Genomic DNA, 16146 nt, shown 5'->3' with positions numbered 1-16146 from the left:
GGTCAGTCGCGCAAGCGAACGCGGGTGCCGGGTGCGGCCGCCTCCGGATCGGCGAGGATGCGGGCGCCCGGCGCGAGCCCCTTGGTGACCGTCACCGTTTGCGCCGGCCAATCAACGAACCGGATCGGACGCTCGACGACGTTTCCGTCTGCTTCGACGACCCGCACCTGCGGATTGCCCTCCGGCTGAAGGATGGCGCTGCGCGGGATGCTGATCGCCGACGGCTCGCGGGCGACAATCAGGTTGACCGACAGAGTAAGGCCCGCGGGCACGTCCGTCAGTGGCTGAGCGACGCTGAGCCGTACCTCGCGCGCGCCCGTCGAACGGTCGACGCGCGGCTCGACAAAGACGATGGTGGCGCGCAGCGGTGCCGAACGGCCGGGTACGGAGACCAAGGCTTCCCCGCCCGGACGCAGATCCACGGCATAGGTTTCGTCCACATCCGCCGTCACCTGCGGCGCGGAAAGGTCGGCGAGGCGATAAAGCACGCTGGTGGCAAGAATGGTCTGGCCGGGATCGACCGGGCGTTCCATGATCACCCCGGCAAACGGCGCGCGCACCTCGTAGCGCTGCTGCACCTCGCGCGTCTGGACCAGGGCGGCGCGGCGGCGGCGTAATTCCTGCTGACCCTGATCGACGGCGAGGCGCGCTTCCTCCTTGCGCTGCCGCGTGACGAACTCCCCGAGCGCGAGGAAGCGGGCGAGATCGCGCCGGGCCTGCGCCAGAACGACCTCTTGCGCTGCCACCGACGCCTGTGCTTCGCCGATCGCCGCGCGCTGCGGCGCATCGTCGACCCGAGCGAGGAGCGCGCCCGCAGTCACCCGATCGCCGACGTCGAGCGGAAGCGCCGTTAGCGTGCCGGCGACGGGCGACTGCACCTCTACGGACAGGCGCGGGCGGATGGTGCCGTTCACCGCCAGCGTCCGCACCGCGGGCGCGCGCTGAACGAGGATCGTCTCAACCGGAACGGCACGCGGCCACAGCAGCCACGCCCCCAGTGCGGCGAGCACTAGGACGGCGACGGTGGCGACAAATTTCCTGGATTTCATCCTCACGGGACGAGCGATAGCGCAGCTGTTGCCGATCGGGCCAGAGCGGCGCACAGGCGACACCCGGCGAGTGTTTCCGAGCAGGGCGGGTGACGGCGAACGGGCATGAACATGGCCAAACCGCGCTTATTCCGGCGGGTTGCCTGCTACTCCATCTTCACGGGATTGAATGACGGCGGCGATCGGATAGCATCGGCGCACAGGAGAGGCGGCCATGACCGACACGAAGACGCTTGCCGCGTCGATCGAGGGCAATCTGTGCATCATCCGGCTTCAGCGCCCGGAGGTGCTCAACGCCTTCGATTACGAAATGCTGGAGGCGCTTCGGCGCGCGGTGGACGCGGCAGTGGCAGACGAACGGGTCTTCGCCATCGTCATCACCGGTGCGGGGCGTGCCTTTTGCGCGGGCATCGACGTGTCGCTGCTGCAACGGGCGGCGAACGAGGGAGCGAGTGGCGGAGGAGCCGGGGCCGGCGACGGGTTGCCACGGCCCGAGGGACCCGCGCTGTTTGCCTTTCTGCTACACGCGCCCAAGCCTGTGATCGCGGCGGTCAATGGCATTGCCGCGGGCGGCGGCTTCGTCCTGTCCATGATGAGCGACCTTCGCTTCATGGCGGCGGACGCCAGCTTCACCACCGTATTCTCGCGCCGCGGGCTGGTGGCCGAACATGGTATGAGCTGGCTGCTGCCACGCCAGCTCGGCACCAGCCGTGCGCTCGACCTGTTGTGGAGTTCGCGGCGGGTGGGCGCGGACGAGGCGCTTCGCCTGGGGCTGGCCGACCGGCTGACGGCACCAGACGCGCTGCTGGACGAGGTCCGCCGCTATGTCGATGACATGGCGGCAACGGTAGCGCCGCGCGCGATCGCGACCATCAAGCGGCAGGTTTATGATCATTGGGCGCAGGATTTCCTCGCCGCCTCCGCCGCCTCCGAACGGCTGATGCAGGACGCGCTGGCGCATCCCGACGCCGCCGAGGGCGCGCGCAGCTTCATCGAACGGCGACCGCCACACTTCCGGCCCTTGGGGGAGAACCAGCCATGACCGATTACAACAGCATCCGGCTGGCGGTGGAGGGGCGGGTCGCCCGGCTCACCTTTGCCCGGCCGGCAGCGCGCAACAGCCTGACCGGCGAATCGGTACTGGAGATTCATGACGCCGCGGCACGCGTGGCGGCGATGAATGAGGTCCAGGTGCTGGTGGTGCGCGGCGAAGGGCGTGACTTCTGCCCCGGCGCCGATGTGAAGGGCTATAATGCCGCCGATGCCGGCGGGAGCGATGCCACCAACGCCGGACCCGCCGGATCGTCCGCCCCTTCCCTGCTGCCCTACCAGACAACCGTGCTGCTGCACGAGATGCCGGCAGTGACCATTGCGGCGATCCAGGGCGGCTGCGCGGGCGCGGGCTTCGGCTGGGCATGCGCGTGCGACATCCGGGTTTGTGATACCGGCGCTCGGTTCAACACCGCCTTCCTTGACGTGGGCGTGGCTGGCGACATGGCGGTGCCGTGGCTGCTGCCGCGCATCGTCGGTGCCGGGGTGGCGCGTGACCTGTCCTTCTTCCCGCGCAAGTTCGACGGGGTGGAGGCCGATGCGATGGGGCTGGTGTCGCGTCTGTGGTCGCCGGAGGTGTTCGACGCTGAGCTGGAAGCCCTGGTCGCCCGACTGGCCGGCGCGGCGCCGCTTGCGCTCAAGGCCTTGAAATCGCACTATGTTCAGGCAGAGGGAATGGGCCTCGCCGATTTTGTCGCGGTCGAGAGCGAGCGCCATCACCAGCTGTTCGCCACACAGGATCGGGCCGAGGCGTTCGCCGCCTATGTGGGAAAGCGCGCGCCGCGCTTTGCCGGCCGGTGAGCGGGGTGGCTGACCTTCGCCTGCGGCAGATCGCCTTTGCCGCGCACGACATGGACTTAGCCGAGGCGCAGCTGCGGGCCGCGTTTGGCCTGCCTGCCGGCTACCACGATCCGGGCATCATCCATTATGGCCTGCGCAACACGGTGCTGCGCGCCGGCGGCGATTTCCTGGAGATCGTGGAGCCGGTGCGGGCCGACGCTTCGGCCGCGCGCTATCTGGCGCGGCGCGGCGGGGATGCCGGCTATATGGTGATTTTCCAGGCGGAAGATGCGCTAGCCCATCGCGAGCGGACACGCACGCAGGGCGCGGCGATCGTCGACGTGCTCGACCACCGGGAGCACCAGGCGACGCACTACCATCCACGCGAGTTCGACGGCGTGCTGGTGTCGATCGACGCCGCGCCGGGGGTGGCGGACTGGCGACGGTCAGACAGCTTCTGGCATCCCGCCGGGCCAGATTGGCAGGGCGCGGCGGCGGGCGATGTGGTGGGCATTGCCGAGGTGGCGATCGCGAGCGCCGATCCCGCCGCCACTGCCGCGCGTTGGGGCCGGATGATCGATGCGGTGCCGCGCGAGACCGAAGAGGGCTGGCAGATCGACCTGCTGCACCACGCCGCAGTGCGTTTCGTACGGGTCGCTGACGGTGCGGCGCCGGGTATTTCCGGCCTCGCCCTATATGTCGCCGGCCTGCCTGCGGCCTGTGCGCGGATCGCATCGGCCAGCGTGCCGATGGCGGGTGACGCAGCGCTGATCTGCAACGTGCCGGTTCGCGTGGTGGCGGCACCCTGACCCCCGCAGATGCCCGGCCAATCGAGCGTTGACTCCGCGCCGGGTTAGGCGGAACCTGCCACCCGATCGAACCGGCAACAGACCGGAACGGCAGGAGAGTGATGATGGCGACGGTCCTACGCCCCCCAGCGGCGGCGCCCGAGGCGTCCACGCGCACGTCCGACGCAGCCCGGCAGCAATTGCACGACGAGGGCTGGTGCGTGATCCCGGACGTGATCGACCCGCAGACGACGCAGGCGGCACTCGACCGGCTCCACGCCGCCGCCGCACGCAGCGAGGCACGGGGCATTTCCACCTTCATGCCGGTGCTGGATCCCAACGCCAGCAACGTGCGCGTTTTCTACCTGCTGGAGCATGACGCGATCTTTCGCGACCTGATCCGCCACCCCGAAGCGCTGGCGCTGGTGCGCGAGGTGCTGGGGCGCAACTTCCTGATCTCCAACTTCACCGCCAATATCGCCCGCCCGGGTGCGCGCTCGATGGCGCTTCATTCGGATCAGTCGATCGTGGTGCCGGAGCCATGGCACGAGGCCTGGTCGGTCAACATCATCTGGTGCCTGTCCGACGTTCGGTTCGAGAACGGCGCCACCTTGTTCATCCCGGGCAGCCATCACTGGCGCACCCATGGGGACGTTCCCGCCGACGCCAAGGACCGGCTGCGCCCGTTTGAGGCAAAGGCCGGCTCGATCGTCGCGATGGACGGGCGGCTGTGGCACACATCGGGAGCGAACATCACGGCGGACGAGGAGCGTGCGCTGTTGTTCGGTTATTACAGCAAGGCGTTCCTGCGGCCCCAGGTGAACTGGAATGCCGCGCTGTCGCCCGAGACTCAGGCCGCGATCGACGGTGAGTTGTTCGACCTGCTGGGCCTGGGCGTGACCGCCAACACCGGCGAGGCAAAGCATATCAGCCAGCTGGAGCCGCGCGCATGAGGAAACAGCCCGACATTCACGGCGAGATCATTCATGTCGAACTGGCGTCGCCGCCGACCGCCGCGCCCTCCCCTGCCCGCGCGCCCGACCCGGTGATCCCGCCGCCGACCCGCGACCTGGCACAGGGCCTGCGGAACATCGCCGACCATGGCCTTACCATCGTGCCGGACGTGCTGACCGGCGACGCGCTGAAGGCGGCACGCGATGCGCTGTACCGCGCCGCGGCCTCCGACCGGGCGCGTGGGCGCGAGCAGAAGTTCGGGCTGGACTATGCGCATGACGACAGCAACCAGCGCGTCTGGAACGTGCTGAACCGCGATCCGGTGTTCGAGGACATGGCCTTTCACCCGCTCGCCATCGCTTATGTGAAGGCGGTGCTGGGCTGGCCAGCGCTGCTCGGCAACCTGTCGGCCAACATCACCGGGCCGGGCGGCGGAGAGATGGTGCTTCACGCCGACCAGATCTTCGTTCCCGAACCCTGGGCGGCCGAGCCACAGGGGCTGAACGTCGCCTGGTGCCTGGACGATTTCACCGAGGCGAACGGCGCCACCCGCTTTGCGCCCGGCAGCCATCGCTTCAACCGCGCGCCCACTGCCGCCGAAGCCGACACCGCCACCGTCCCGATCGAGGCGCCGGCGGGCTCCATCGCAATTTTCGAAAGCCGCGTCTGGCACAAGACCGGCTTCAACCGCACCCAGGATCAGCACCGCGCCGGCGTGTTCGCCTGGTACACCAAGCCGATCTATCGCACCCAGGAAAACTGGTTCCTGTCGCTCCGTCCCGAGATCCGCCAGTTCGCCAGCGATGATGCGCTGGTGCTGCTTGGCTATCGCGCGGAGGGGCTGGGCCTCGTGAACGGCGCCTCGCCGGCCTGACGCCGAGTGCAGGAGCAGGTGGACGATCGGGTTGCCGAGCCGGCGTGAGGTGGGCGAGAGGCGAAGAGGCGCCTTGTGTTGCTCAAGGCGCAGGCCTGATCACGCGGACCGCCGGCTCACCACTGTGCGGTTGCGGCCGCTCCGTTTCGCATCATAGAGGGCGGAATCCGCCGCTCGGACGAGCGTGGACCCGTCGCGTGCCATTGTGGGGTCCCATGTCGCGATGCCAAAGGACATGCTGGTCGAGCCCAGGGTTCTGCCGTTCTGCGCGATGTTCAGCTCCGAAATCGCCTGCCGAACAATCTCGACCCGGTGCAGCAGGGTCTCGGCGTTGGTTCCCGGGGCAATGATCGTGAACTCCTCGCCACCATAACGGCAGACGACATCGCCGTCGCGGAAGCGGCTGCGCATCTCGGCGGCGACAGCCTGGAGCACGGCGTCTCCGCCGTCATGTCCGAACTCGTCGTTGAACCGCTTGAAGTGGTCGACATCGCACATGACCAAGCTGAGCGGGTTGCCCGAGCGGGAGGCGCGCGCGATTTCGAGCGTGAGCGCTTCCTCCATGTAGCGGCGGTTGAACAAGCCGGTGAGCGGGTCGCGGATCGTCTGTTCGCGCAGCGATCGCTGCAGGCGATGATTGACGAGGGCGGAGGAAATATTTTCGGTCAGCACAGTGAGGTGGAAGCGGGCTTCCCCCTCCACCCGTCCGCCCAGCGACAGGACGCCGATGACCTCGCCACCCGCAAGCAGCGGCTCGCAATGATAGACCTCGCCTTCATGAGCGTGGCCGCAGACGATATCGCTGCCGGGCGCGCTGACGAAATGGCTTTGACCGAGGCGCAACGCCCAGCATTGGTCCGGGGCAAAACCGCCGCTCAAGGGGGTGGCACCGCCCCAGTCCGCGATCGGGAGCAGCAGGTTACGCGAATTGTTGTGAGCGTAAAGCGTGCCGGGAAGGTCCGGCATGATACGGGGCACGAACGCGCGAATGATCGCGGCCAGTTCCTCGTCCGTGCGGGCCGCCTGCATCCGATGCGCCATGCCGCCAAGGATCTCGATCGCCTCTCCGCGCTCCTGCAGCGTCGCGGTCTTGCGCAGCAGCTCCGCATTGGCGCCCTGCAGATGCTGCTCGCTCTGCTCCTGTTCATCGATCGCGTGTTCGAGGCGATCCGCCATGTCGTTATAGCCGCGCGCCAGCCGCCTGAATTCGATCGACCCCATGCGGGCGCCGACCCGCGCGCCTCGTACGCCGTGCCCAAGGCTGGTCATGGCCAGGAGAATGGTATCGAGCGGTTGGCGAATGCTGCGGACCAGCAAGGCGAAGCCAGCGACGACGATCAGCCCGACGATCGTTGCACCGAACAGCGCCAGCCGCTCGCCGCGCGTCACCCGCTGCTCGGCTGCCCTGCCCCGTTCCTTTTGGAACATGCGTTCTTCGTCGAGGAAGGTTTCGGCGCGGACGTTGACGGCGTCCATCAGTTCGCGACCGTGACCGCTCTGGATCGTGCGGACCGCGGCGGCGAAATCGCCGCGTTGCCCGAGATCGAGCGGAACGCGTAACGTCGTGGCGCGGCGCGCCATCAGGCCGGCCAGTTCGCCGGCCCGGGCATGTTGGGTCGGATTGTCGCGGGTCAGCGCCACGACGCGCGCGATCGCCACTGCGGACTTGCGCAGGCTGGCCTCGAACGAGCGGGCATAGGCGGGTTCACGCGTGACGATAAAACCGCGCTGACCCGATTCGGCCCCGCGGAGATGATCCAGCGCCTCCTGCGTCGCGTCGATCACGGCAGCGGAGTGGGCGACCCAGCGAAAGCTGTCGGTGGTCTGACGCGAAGCATCCACGAGCAGCCCCGCCAGGGATGCCAGGGCCAACAAGACCACCAGACCCAGCCCGGCGATCCTCCCGGAGATCGACGCAAACATGCCCCTAGGTTAGGGCCGAAATCTTTAGAGGAGATTACCCGATCGCGGCCCGGACGGGTCGGCGGCGTGCGAGCGGAGGGGCAGATGCGATCGCCAGCGGCACGTCCGCTGGCGGTTTGATCTGGGCGAGACCCAGCCTTGCAGAGGCGATCCGGCCCCTCTCAGGAGGCACTCAGTTCACTGACCCGACACGGGTTCGTGCGCTTCGCGGGCGGCCTGAGCGGCGGAGGTGCGGGGCATCGCCTCGATCGCGCGTTCCACTGCATCGGCGCCGGCGGGCGAGGCCGTGGCAAGCGCGAGCGGCCTTCCGCCGAGGGCGGGATCAGGAGTGTTCAGGAACAGGCGGGCGGCCTCCGCGCCAAGCCGGTCAAAGGCGATCCGCACGATCCGGCCTTCGCGTGCAACCTCATCGCCCGACAGGCGCGACGCGGTCTTCGCGGCGCGAAAGATGCGACGCGGCCGCCCGGTCGCGGCAGCGCCGGTCGCCGCCGCCGCCGCCGGGTCATTGCCGGCCGCGCTCATGCCTCGATACCCTCACGCAGCGGCTGGCGCGCAGCGGCCTGCGCCTCCTCGATCCGACGGCCGTAGCCATTGGCGAGTTCGCGATGGGCGTAGCGCGCTTCGACGCTTGCCGCGCCGGCGGCACGGGCAAGGGAAATCTGCTGCCGGAAATACAGCTCGTTCAAATCCATCGGACATTCTCCACACGCGTAAGCGGGAGCACGATGGTCTCTCAGTCAACGGCGCCTACGGATCGGAACTGCCGTCGATCACCCTGATGTGGGAAGCGGGTTCCCCATTGGCAAGGCAGCGGCAATTTCGCGCCGGGGCCCGGGAAATTGCCATGGGCGGCGGGACCTAAATTAATATCAAGCGTTAGGGGGCGATGACTGACAGCCGGATCGTAGCGGTGGGCCTCCTAACCCGGCGGGACCTCGAAGTCCTCGGTACAGGGTTCACGCGCGCCTTCCCGGTGGAGGATCTTTCCGGCTTTGAGGACGTGCTGGCAAAGCTCGACCAGATCGAGGCGCTACCGCCACGGGAGGAACGGCGGTCATAATCCTGGCGCGTGGCGCCAGGGATCCATCAGGGGAAGCGAGGCGATGGATATCGAGGTCACGGCGGTTGACGGCATGGTCCGCCTGAATGTGGGCCAGCCGGTACTTCTGACACCAATCGAAGCCCATGCGTTGACGACGCGGCTGGTGGCCGTGCTGGCGGACCTTGCCGAGCCGCCGTCGCGGCCCGCGCCGTCCAGCCCCTGCACGACCCGCCGGGGACATCTGGTGCTGGTGGCATCCTCAGGATCCGCCGTCTCCGCCTGACCGGGGGGTATCGGCCGGATCTTTCCCCGCCGCGCGATCCTGTCCGATCCTCCCCGGCCTGCTGAACCGACCCCGGCAACGGGGTGATCCGTCGCGGCCGGACGAACAAAGCGTTGACGATCATGACCCCGGCCCCCTAGCCGGCGGCATTGTCCCACCCGCTCCAACCGTCCCGAAGGCACATGCGCCATTCCCGACCCTGTTCCTGCTGATGACACCTGTCGCCTGCGCTTACACAGCGGCCGACGCCCGTGCGGGGATATCGCCCGACACGGCCAGGCATAGCCGGGATACGAGCGCCGCTGACGCGCCGGTTGTGGCAAGGGGACGGGGTCATGGCTGACGTTCTGATCGAGATCTGCGTCGACAGTCCGGACGGGCTGGAAGCCGCCGTGGCGGGCGGGGCGGATCGCATCAAGCTCGCCTCCTCGCTGCCGCTTGGCGGGCTCAGCCCGTCCGCCGGCCTGCTGGCGATGGCGGGCGATTGCCCGGTGCCGGTGCGGGCGCTGATCCGGCCGCGGGAAGGCGGCTTCGTGTACGATGCGCGCGAGCGGGTTGCGTTGTTCCGGGATATCGACGCAGCGCGCGCCGCCGGGCTGACCGGCGTGGCGATCGGCGCGCTGACGCCGGAAGGCGAACTCGACGTCGCGCTGATCGAAGCGTTGGTCGCCCACGCCGACGGGATGGAGGTGGGATTGCACCGGGTCGTCGACCTGCTGCCCGATCCTGCCGTCGCCGTGACGGTCGCCGTCGATCTCGGCATCGCCGGGATCGCCACCGCAGGCGGCGCCCGGGTGGCGCCTGAGGGGGTGGCGACGATCAAGGCGATGCAATGGATAGCCGGCGACCGGGTGGAAATCATCGCCGGCAGCGGGCTTCATCCCGGCAATGTCGCCGCGCTGGTCGCGGCCACTGGGGTGCGCGCGATCCACGCCTCCTGCTCGCGGCCGAACCGCAATGCCTCGTCCCGCGCCATCGAGCTTGGCTTCGATTCAGAGCTGGCACGCGTGACGGACGGGGCGGAAGTGGCGGCGATGCGGGCGGCGCTTGGCCGCCCTGCCCCCCTGCCCGCCAACCCGGAGGCGGAGGCGAAGCCGGTGCGGCGCGCGCCCACGGACACGTTGATGTATGCCGAGGCGGGCGAGGCGCCGGACGTGGTCGCGCGGCTGGTGGCGCGCAATCGCGCCGCGATCGATCGCATCGCCGCACGGCTGCGCGACCGCCCGCCGCCGTTCATCGTGACGTGCGCGCGCGGCTCATCCGATCACGCCGCCACTTACGGCAAATATCTGTTCGAGACGATGACGGGCATTCCCGTGTCCTCGGCGGCGCTGTCGGTGGCATCGATCTTCGGCGCGCCGCTGCGCGCGGACGGTGCCTTGTGCCTGGCGATCTCGCAATCGGGCCGCAGCCCCGATCTCCTCGCCAGCGTGGAAGCGTACAAGGCGGCGGGGGCGTTTGTCGTCGCGCTTGTCAACGACGAGAGCTCACCGCTGGCGAATGCCGCGCATGAGGTGCTGCCACTGTGCGCCGGGCCGGAGCGGTCGGTGGCGGCGACCAAGTCCTGCATCGCCGCGCTCGCCGCGCAAGCGGCGCTTGCCGCTGCCTGGGCCAGTGACGATCGACTGCCGCCGCAGATCGCGGCGCTGCCTGCCGCCATGACGCGCGCCTTTGCGCTGGACTGGCGGGGCGCGGATCTGCCGCTGCTGGGCGCGCGCAACCTCTTCGTCCTCGGCCGCGGCTATGGCTTCGGGGTGGCGCAGGAGGCAGCGCTCAAGTTCAAGGAAACCTGTGGCCTGCATGCCGAGGCATTTTCCGCGGCGGAGGTCCGGCACGGGCCGATGGCGATCGTCGGGCGCGGCTTTCCGGTGCTCGCCTTTGCGACCTCCGACCCGTCGGGCGAGGGGGTACGAAGCGCCACCATGCTGTTCGCGGAGCGCGGCGCGCGGGTGATGCTGGCCGATCCCGCCGGGCAGTCGGGTGGCCGGGGGAACCTGCCAGCCATCGCCGCCGCGCCGGCGCTGGAGCCGATCCTGATGCTCCAGAGCTTCTACCGCTTCGCCAATGAGCTCGCGCTCGCGCGCGGCATTGATCCCGACGCGCCGCCGCACCTAAAGAAGGTGACGGAAACGCGATGACTGACCTGGTCTTCGAGAACGGCACGATCGTGATCGACGGTGGCCCGGATGGCGGGCGGCGCACCGCTGACCGGCTGTACGTTTCCGATGGGCGGATTGTCGCCGATGCGCCCGCGGGTGCGGACAGGACCGACCTGGGCGGTGGGTGGCTGCTGCCCGGCTTTATCGATACGCAGGTGAATGGCGGCGGCGGCGTGCTGTTCAACGACGATCCCAGCGTGGAGACGATCCGCCAAATCGGCGCGGCGCATGCGCGGTTCGGCACCACCGCGTTCCTGCCGACGCTGATTTCCGACACGCTGGAGCGGGTGGACCAGGCGATGCGGGCCACCGAGCAAGCGATCGCCGAGGGCGTGCCTGGCGTAGTCGGCATCCATATCGAGGGTCCGTTCCTGAACCCGGCGCGCAAGGGGACGCATGACGCCAATCGCTTCCTGGCGCTCGATGCGGAATCGATCGCGCTGCTGGGCAGCCTGAAACGGGGCAGAACGCTGGTGACGCTGGCCCCGGAGATGTGCACGCCGGCCGATATTGCGGCGCTGGCCGCCGCGGGCGTGATCGTGTCCGCCGGGCATAGCGATGCCGATTACGACACCATGCGCCGGGCGTTCGACGCCGGGGTGACTGGCGTCACCCATTTGTTCAACGCCATGTCGCCGCTACACCATCGCGAGCCGGGCGTGGTGGGCGCTGCGATCGAGAACCAGCGGATCTACGCCGGCCTGATCGTGGACGGCCACCATGTCGCGCCGGCCGCGCTGCGCATCGCGCTGGCCGCGCGGCCGCACGATCGCTTCATGCTCGTCACCGATGCCATGTCGCCGGTCGGCACCGATGCGACCAGCTTCACCCTGCAAGGCAAGACGATCCGGATCCGGGACGGGGCCTGTGTCGAGGAAAATGGCACGCTCGCCGGGTCGGCGCTCGACATGGCGACAGCGGTGCGCAACGCCGTGGAGATGCTCGGGCTCGACGTTGCCGAGGCCGCCGGCATGGCATCGGCGTCACCGGCTGCATTCCTGTCGCTGGCGGATCGCGGTTCGCTTCGGCCCGGTGCGCGTGCCGACCTGGTGTGGCTGGACGAGAAGCTAATGCCGCGGGGTACCTGGATCGGGGGCGTTCCGGCGAGTGCCGGCTAATCACTGAGAAAGCGGCGTAGCGCCGGCGGCATCCCGCGCGATCGGGACGTGATCAGGGTCGGCTGCGGGATGCGGCGTTTCAGACCGATAACTGGGCCAGGCTTGCTGCCAGTTCATCCTTGCGGAACGGCTTGGTCAGGCGCGGCAGGTCCGGGCCGACATCCTCACGCTCGGCAAAGCCCGACACCAGCAGAACGGCCACGTCCGGCCGCTGCTGACGCACCGCGCGCGCCAGTTCGGCGCCGGTCAGCCCAGGCATCAGGTGATCCGTGACCACCAGGTCGAACGGCTCGCCGCGATTGATCAGCCGCATCGCCTCCTCGGCAGAGCCAGCCTCCGTCACGGAATAGCCGAGGTCGACCAGCATGTCCGCGGTGGTGATCCGCACCGCTTCCTCGTCATCCACCAGCAGCACCAGCCCACCCCCCACCGGTGGCGACACATCGGCGGGCGCCATGTCGGCCCGGTCAGGGGCAACGAGGCTGCGCGGCAACCACAGCTCCACGTTCGTGCCGAGCCCCTGGCGGCTCTGGATCGTCAATGCGCCGCCCAGTTGCGAGGCGAGCCCATGCGCCATGGACAGACCAAGGCCCGTCCCCTTGCCAATGCCCTTGGTGGAAAAGAACGGCTCAATGGCACGGCCCAGCGTTTGTTCATCCATGCCGATGCCGGTATCGGCGACCGACAGGCGCACATATTGGCCGGGCCGCAGCTTCGCACGATGGCCGGTCCGCACGTCCTCCGCCGTGGCGGAAATGCGCAAGGTGCCGCCGTCCGGCATGGCATCGCGTGCGTTCACCGCCAGGTTGAGCAGCGCCATTTCGAGCTGGTTCGCATCGCATTCGGCGGGCGGCAGATCCGGCTCGGCATCCACCACCACCTTGATCTGCGGCCCGGTGGTGCTGGACACGAGATCGCCCATGCCGGACACGAGCTCCACGATGTCGACCGACACTGCGCGCAGCGGCTGGCGTCGGGCAAAGGCGAGCAGCCGCTGCACCAGCGTCTTGGCGCGGTCCGCAGACTGGATGGCGCCAGCGATCAGCCGTTGTTCGCGCTCCGAGCCGACGCCGCGGCGCTGAAGCAGGTCCAGCGAGCCGACGATGGGCGCGAGCAGATTGTTGAAATCATGCGCGACGCCGCCGGTCAGTTGGCCCATCGCCTCCATCTTCTGCGACTGGCGCAGCGCTTCCTGCGCGGCTTCCAGTTCCGCCTGCCGCGCCTTTTCCGCCGTCACATCCCGAGTGACCGAATAAAGCTTTCCGCCCTCTGGGACGGCTACCCAGGACAGCCAGCGCCATTCCCCGGTCTTGCTGCGATAGCGGTTATCGAAATGAAGGACGGCGTTGCCGCGCCGGACGTCCTGAAACGCGTTGGCGCTGGCGTCGTGATCGTCGGGATGGACGAAATCCGTGTAAGGCCGGCCCTCGATCTCAGCGATCGACCAGCCCAGCGCCGTGGCCCACGCCGGATTGACGGCGTCGAACCGTGCCGTCGCGACATCGATAATCGACAGCAGATCCATGCTGTTCTGCCAGATAAGGCCACGTTCCCGCGTGCGCTGGATCACCTGACGCTCCAGATCCGCATTAAGCGCGGTCAGCGCCTCCTCGGCCTTTTTCCGATCGGTGATATCGATCGAAACGCAGGCCATGCTTGTGACCTCGCCCGCGGGGCCGCGTAGCGCGGTCACGCTGTTGTGCACCCAGACGATGGAGCCATCCGGGCGAAGATAGCGCTTCACGATGTCGAACGGGCCGGCGCCGCTCGCCGCGCCTGCGAACAGGTCGACGTTGCCGGGAAGATCATCGGGGTGCGTGATGTCCTGCATGCGCAGCTGCATCAGCTCCTCGCGGGTGCGGCCGACAATTTCGCAATAGCGATCGTTCACGCGCACGAACCGGCCGGTGACATCGCCTTCGGAAAGACCAGCGGCGGATTGGTTGAAGATCGCCGACAAATGCATTTCACTGGCCCGAAGCGCTTCCTCCGCAGCCTTGCGATCGTTGATGTCGACCGAAGCGCCGAACCAGCGAACGATCTGCTGCGTATCGGCATCGCGATACGGCTCCGCGCGAACCAGGAACCAGCGATATTCCCCCGACGCGGATCGGATGCGATGCTCGGTCTGGAAGGTGGTGCCGGTGCGGCGCGCTTCGTCAAAGGCGGCCATGGTGGCGGCAGCATCATCGGGGTGCAGGTGGTTGTTCGACACCTCCGCCGCCGTGGTCGGCTCCGGCGGGGCGCCGGTATAATCCCACCAATGTTTGTTGAAGAATTCGGCGCGGCCATCCGCATCCGTGATCCAGGTGATCTGCGGCACCGCGTCGGCCATCAGGCGGAACCGCGTTTCGCTCTCGCGCAGCCGCCGTTCGCCCAGCACCCGTTCCGTTGTTTCGTTCAGGATGCACAGCACGCCGCCGGGCCGGCCGCTTTCGTCCAGCACCGGCGAGTAATCGAGATCCATCCAGACGGGCTCGGCAACGCCGTTGCGGTAAAGCGTCAGTTCCTGATCGCGGTAGCGCAGCGTTCCGCCGGCAAGCCCCACCTTCATCACGTGATCGTTGAAGTCGGCGACCTCCAGCCAGCCTTCCCGCACGCGCGAGCCAAGGAGTTGCGGGTGATTGCCGCCGGCGAACAGGGAATAGCTGTCATTGTACAGCATGATCCCCTCCTCGCCCCACAACATCACGATGGGCACCGGCGAGCGCAGCAGGATGGACGTCGCGGTGCGAAGGCTGGGCGGCCAGGCTGAGATCGGGCCGAGCGAGGTTGCCGACCAGTCGCGCATGGAGATCAGACGCCCGCACTCGCCCCCGGCCAACAGGCTTTCCCGGAATATGTCCACATCAGCCTCTGCCAAATGAACCTCGTTTATGCCGGAGCTGGTGTCCCACGAACGCATCAACGCTGCGAATGGTGGCGGGAAGGCCCCAATACCTCCTCGGCGCCGCCGAGGACGCACGCTCGCGCTACGGACGCCGGTGCGCGGCGGCAAGCGGGCGGTGAGCGTTATCTGGCAAGCGACGGCGGCTGCCACGCGATCCGAGGTTCGCCTTCCTCGCGCGAGCCCGGCATCCTTCCGGGGCGGCTGGAAGCGCCACCGGGTGTCAGCGTCGGGTGGGTCAGACGAGCGTGGGACGGGAGCGAATGGCGTTCAGGACCGGCGGGTCGACCCGATAGACCGCCAGGCGCCGGCCGCCCCGGTTGCAATGATCGGTGATGCGGCCGGCGTAGTGGCGGCGCACGAGCCCAGCGCGGACCAGATCGGATACCGCGCGGCTGACATTGGCCTTGCCGATCGCCAGCGCTTCCTCCGCGAGAGCCGCCTCGACGCGATCGGGATCGTTGCTGCCGAGCCGAGCCGCTACCTTTGCGCGCAGCCCGGCCCGGCGACGATCGCGCGCCGCCAGCGGCAAGAGCTGACGCGCGAGCCAATCACGCAGCGAGACGCGTTCGGCCCCCTCCTCGCCGCGCACCTGGACCCAGGGGCCAGCCTGGCCATCGGCACGCGCGGCCTCCGCGATCAGGCCGAGGACGAGAAAGGCGTAGCGGGGGCGGCTGGACGCAGCCGCGAGCGCGGAGAGGATCGAGCCGAGATCGGGACGGGGGGTGGTCGCAGTCATGTTGGAGAATCAAGCACAAGCGGAACGCAACGTGAATCCCCCTTCGTACCGATTGTTGTGACTTTGTCGTGCGTGACACTTTGCCGCGGGCCCTCGGCAGAGTGTCATCCGTGACCTATCCGGGAGTTTTTCGAGCGGGCGGCTCCCCCACTTGCGTGCGCCCGGATGGCACTCGCCCAAAGGCTGCTACCGCCCGCTGACTCCCTCCCCTTACCCGCCGGCAACAAGCAGCGGCGCCCCGAGGCAAAGTGTCACACCTTCCACTTTATGGGCCCCGTCCGCAGGGGTTGGGCTTGCGCGGCGTGAGATGCACGAGGGGCGGCAGTTTGCGGTCAGCGAGTTGACGGAGAGATCCCGATCCGGCCGTGGCGGCGCGTCACGCGAACGGGACCGGAGGTCTCTTCAACCAGACGGTTTGATGCAGCGCTTGCGACAGCGGCGCTTGGGGGCATGCGGGTTAGGGTCGCTGCGGCGCCGGGACTGACTGGCCGACTTACGTT

15 protein-coding genes are annotated in these 16146 nt (G+C 68.4%); 9 read left to right on the top strand and 6 right to left on the bottom strand.

The window, feature by feature from the left end:
• Positions 1–2: 2 nt before the first annotated feature.
• Positions 3–1049, bottom strand: coding sequence for an efflux RND transporter periplasmic adaptor subunit (locus tag LK535_RS13685; RefSeq protein WP_227772483.1), 1047 nt, complete (start codon positions 1047–1049; stop codon positions 3–5).
• Positions 1050–1263: 214 nt separating this feature from the next.
• On the opposite strand from LK535_RS13685, the gene LK535_RS13680 reads away from it, so the two are divergent.
• The 5 genes from LK535_RS13680 (at position 1264) to LK535_RS13660 (ending at position 5495) form a co-directional block, all read left to right on the top strand.
• A complete protein-coding gene (locus LK535_RS13680; RefSeq protein WP_227772482.1) occupies positions 1264–2091 on the top strand; it encodes an enoyl-CoA hydratase-related protein in 828 nt (275 codons plus the stop codon).
• Positions 2088–2900: an enoyl-CoA hydratase/isomerase family protein gene (locus tag LK535_RS13675; protein ID WP_227772481.1), complete on the top strand. Its 813-nt coding sequence runs from the start codon at positions 2088–2090 to the stop codon at positions 2898–2900. Before LK535_RS13680 ends, LK535_RS13675 begins: the two co-directional genes overlap by 4 nt.
• 5 nt (positions 2901–2905) lie before the next feature.
• Positions 2906–3688 carry a VOC family protein gene (locus LK535_RS13670; RefSeq protein ID WP_227772480.1) on the top strand — a complete coding sequence of 261 codons (783 nt, stop codon included), beginning with the start codon at positions 2906–2908 and terminating at the stop codon, positions 3686–3688.
• 104 nt (positions 3689–3792) lie between these two features.
• Positions 3793–4620 (top strand): phytanoyl-CoA dioxygenase family protein, encoded by an 828-nt coding sequence (locus LK535_RS13665; protein ID WP_227772479.1) that lies wholly within the window; start codon positions 3793–3795, stop codon positions 4618–4620.
• Entirely contained in the window at positions 4617–5495 is an 879-nt protein-coding gene (locus tag LK535_RS13660; RefSeq protein ID WP_227772478.1) for a phytanoyl-CoA dioxygenase family protein, read from the top strand. The genes LK535_RS13665 and LK535_RS13660 overlap by 4 nt, the downstream gene beginning before the upstream one ends.
• A gap of 99 nt (positions 5496–5594) precedes the next feature.
• Here LK535_RS13660 and LK535_RS13655 read toward each other — a convergent pair whose 3' ends face one another.
• The 3 genes from LK535_RS13655 to LK535_RS13645 form a co-directional block, all read right to left on the bottom strand.
• Entirely contained in the window at positions 5595–7418 is a 1824-nt protein-coding gene (locus LK535_RS13655; protein WP_227772477.1) for a diguanylate cyclase, read from the bottom strand.
• A gap of 177 nt (positions 7419–7595) precedes the next feature.
• Positions 7596–7940 carry an antitoxin Xre/MbcA/ParS toxin-binding domain-containing protein gene (locus tag LK535_RS13650; protein ID WP_227772476.1) on the bottom strand — a complete coding sequence of 115 codons (345 nt, stop codon included), beginning with the start codon at positions 7938–7940 and terminating at the stop codon, positions 7596–7598.
• Entirely contained in the window at positions 7937–8110 is a 174-nt protein-coding gene (locus LK535_RS13645) for a hypothetical protein (RefSeq protein ID WP_227772475.1), read from the bottom strand. Before LK535_RS13645 ends, LK535_RS13650 begins: the two co-directional genes overlap by 4 nt.
• 194 nt (positions 8111–8304) lie before the next feature.
• Here LK535_RS13645 and LK535_RS13640 point away from each other — a divergent pair, with 194 nt between their 5' ends.
• From LK535_RS13640 to nagA, 4 genes are all read left to right on the top strand, one after another.
• Positions 8305–8478 (top strand): hypothetical protein, encoded by a 174-nt coding sequence (locus tag LK535_RS13640; RefSeq protein ID WP_227772474.1) that lies wholly within the window; start codon positions 8305–8307, stop codon positions 8476–8478.
• 43 nt (positions 8479–8521) lie between these two features.
• Complete coding sequence (locus LK535_RS13635; protein WP_227772473.1) at positions 8522–8743, top strand: hypothetical protein; 222 nt, start codon at positions 8522–8524, stop codon at positions 8741–8743.
• 335 nt (positions 8744–9078) lie between these two features.
• A complete protein-coding gene (locus tag LK535_RS17010) occupies positions 9079–10881 on the top strand; it encodes a copper homeostasis protein CutC (protein ID WP_415837138.1) in 1803 nt (600 codons plus the stop codon).
• Positions 10878–12020 (top strand): N-acetylglucosamine-6-phosphate deacetylase, encoded by a 1143-nt coding sequence (gene nagA / locus LK535_RS13620; protein WP_227772472.1) that lies wholly within the window; start codon positions 10878–10880, stop codon positions 12018–12020. Before LK535_RS17010 ends, nagA begins: the two co-directional genes overlap by 4 nt.
• Before the next feature lie 79 nt (positions 12021–12099).
• Here the strand turns inward: nagA and LK535_RS13615 are convergent, their stop codons facing one another.
• A complete protein-coding gene (locus tag LK535_RS13615) occupies positions 12100–14811 on the bottom strand; it encodes a PAS domain S-box protein (protein ID WP_415837142.1) in 2712 nt (903 codons plus the stop codon).
• 334 nt (positions 14812–15145) lie between these two features.
• On the bottom strand, positions 15146–15646 hold the full coding sequence (locus LK535_RS13610; RefSeq protein WP_227772470.1) for a hypothetical protein: 501 nt from the start codon (positions 15644–15646) through the stop codon (positions 15146–15148).
• Positions 15647–16146: the final 500 nt, after the last annotated feature.

The organism is Sphingomonas sp. IC4-52 (assembly GCF_020707225.1).
Classification (GTDB): domain Bacteria; phylum Pseudomonadota; class Alphaproteobacteria; order Sphingomonadales; family Sphingomonadaceae; genus Sphingomonas.
Note: the sequence above shows the minus strand (reverse complement) of the source record. Positions and strands in the feature narration are given on the sequence as shown.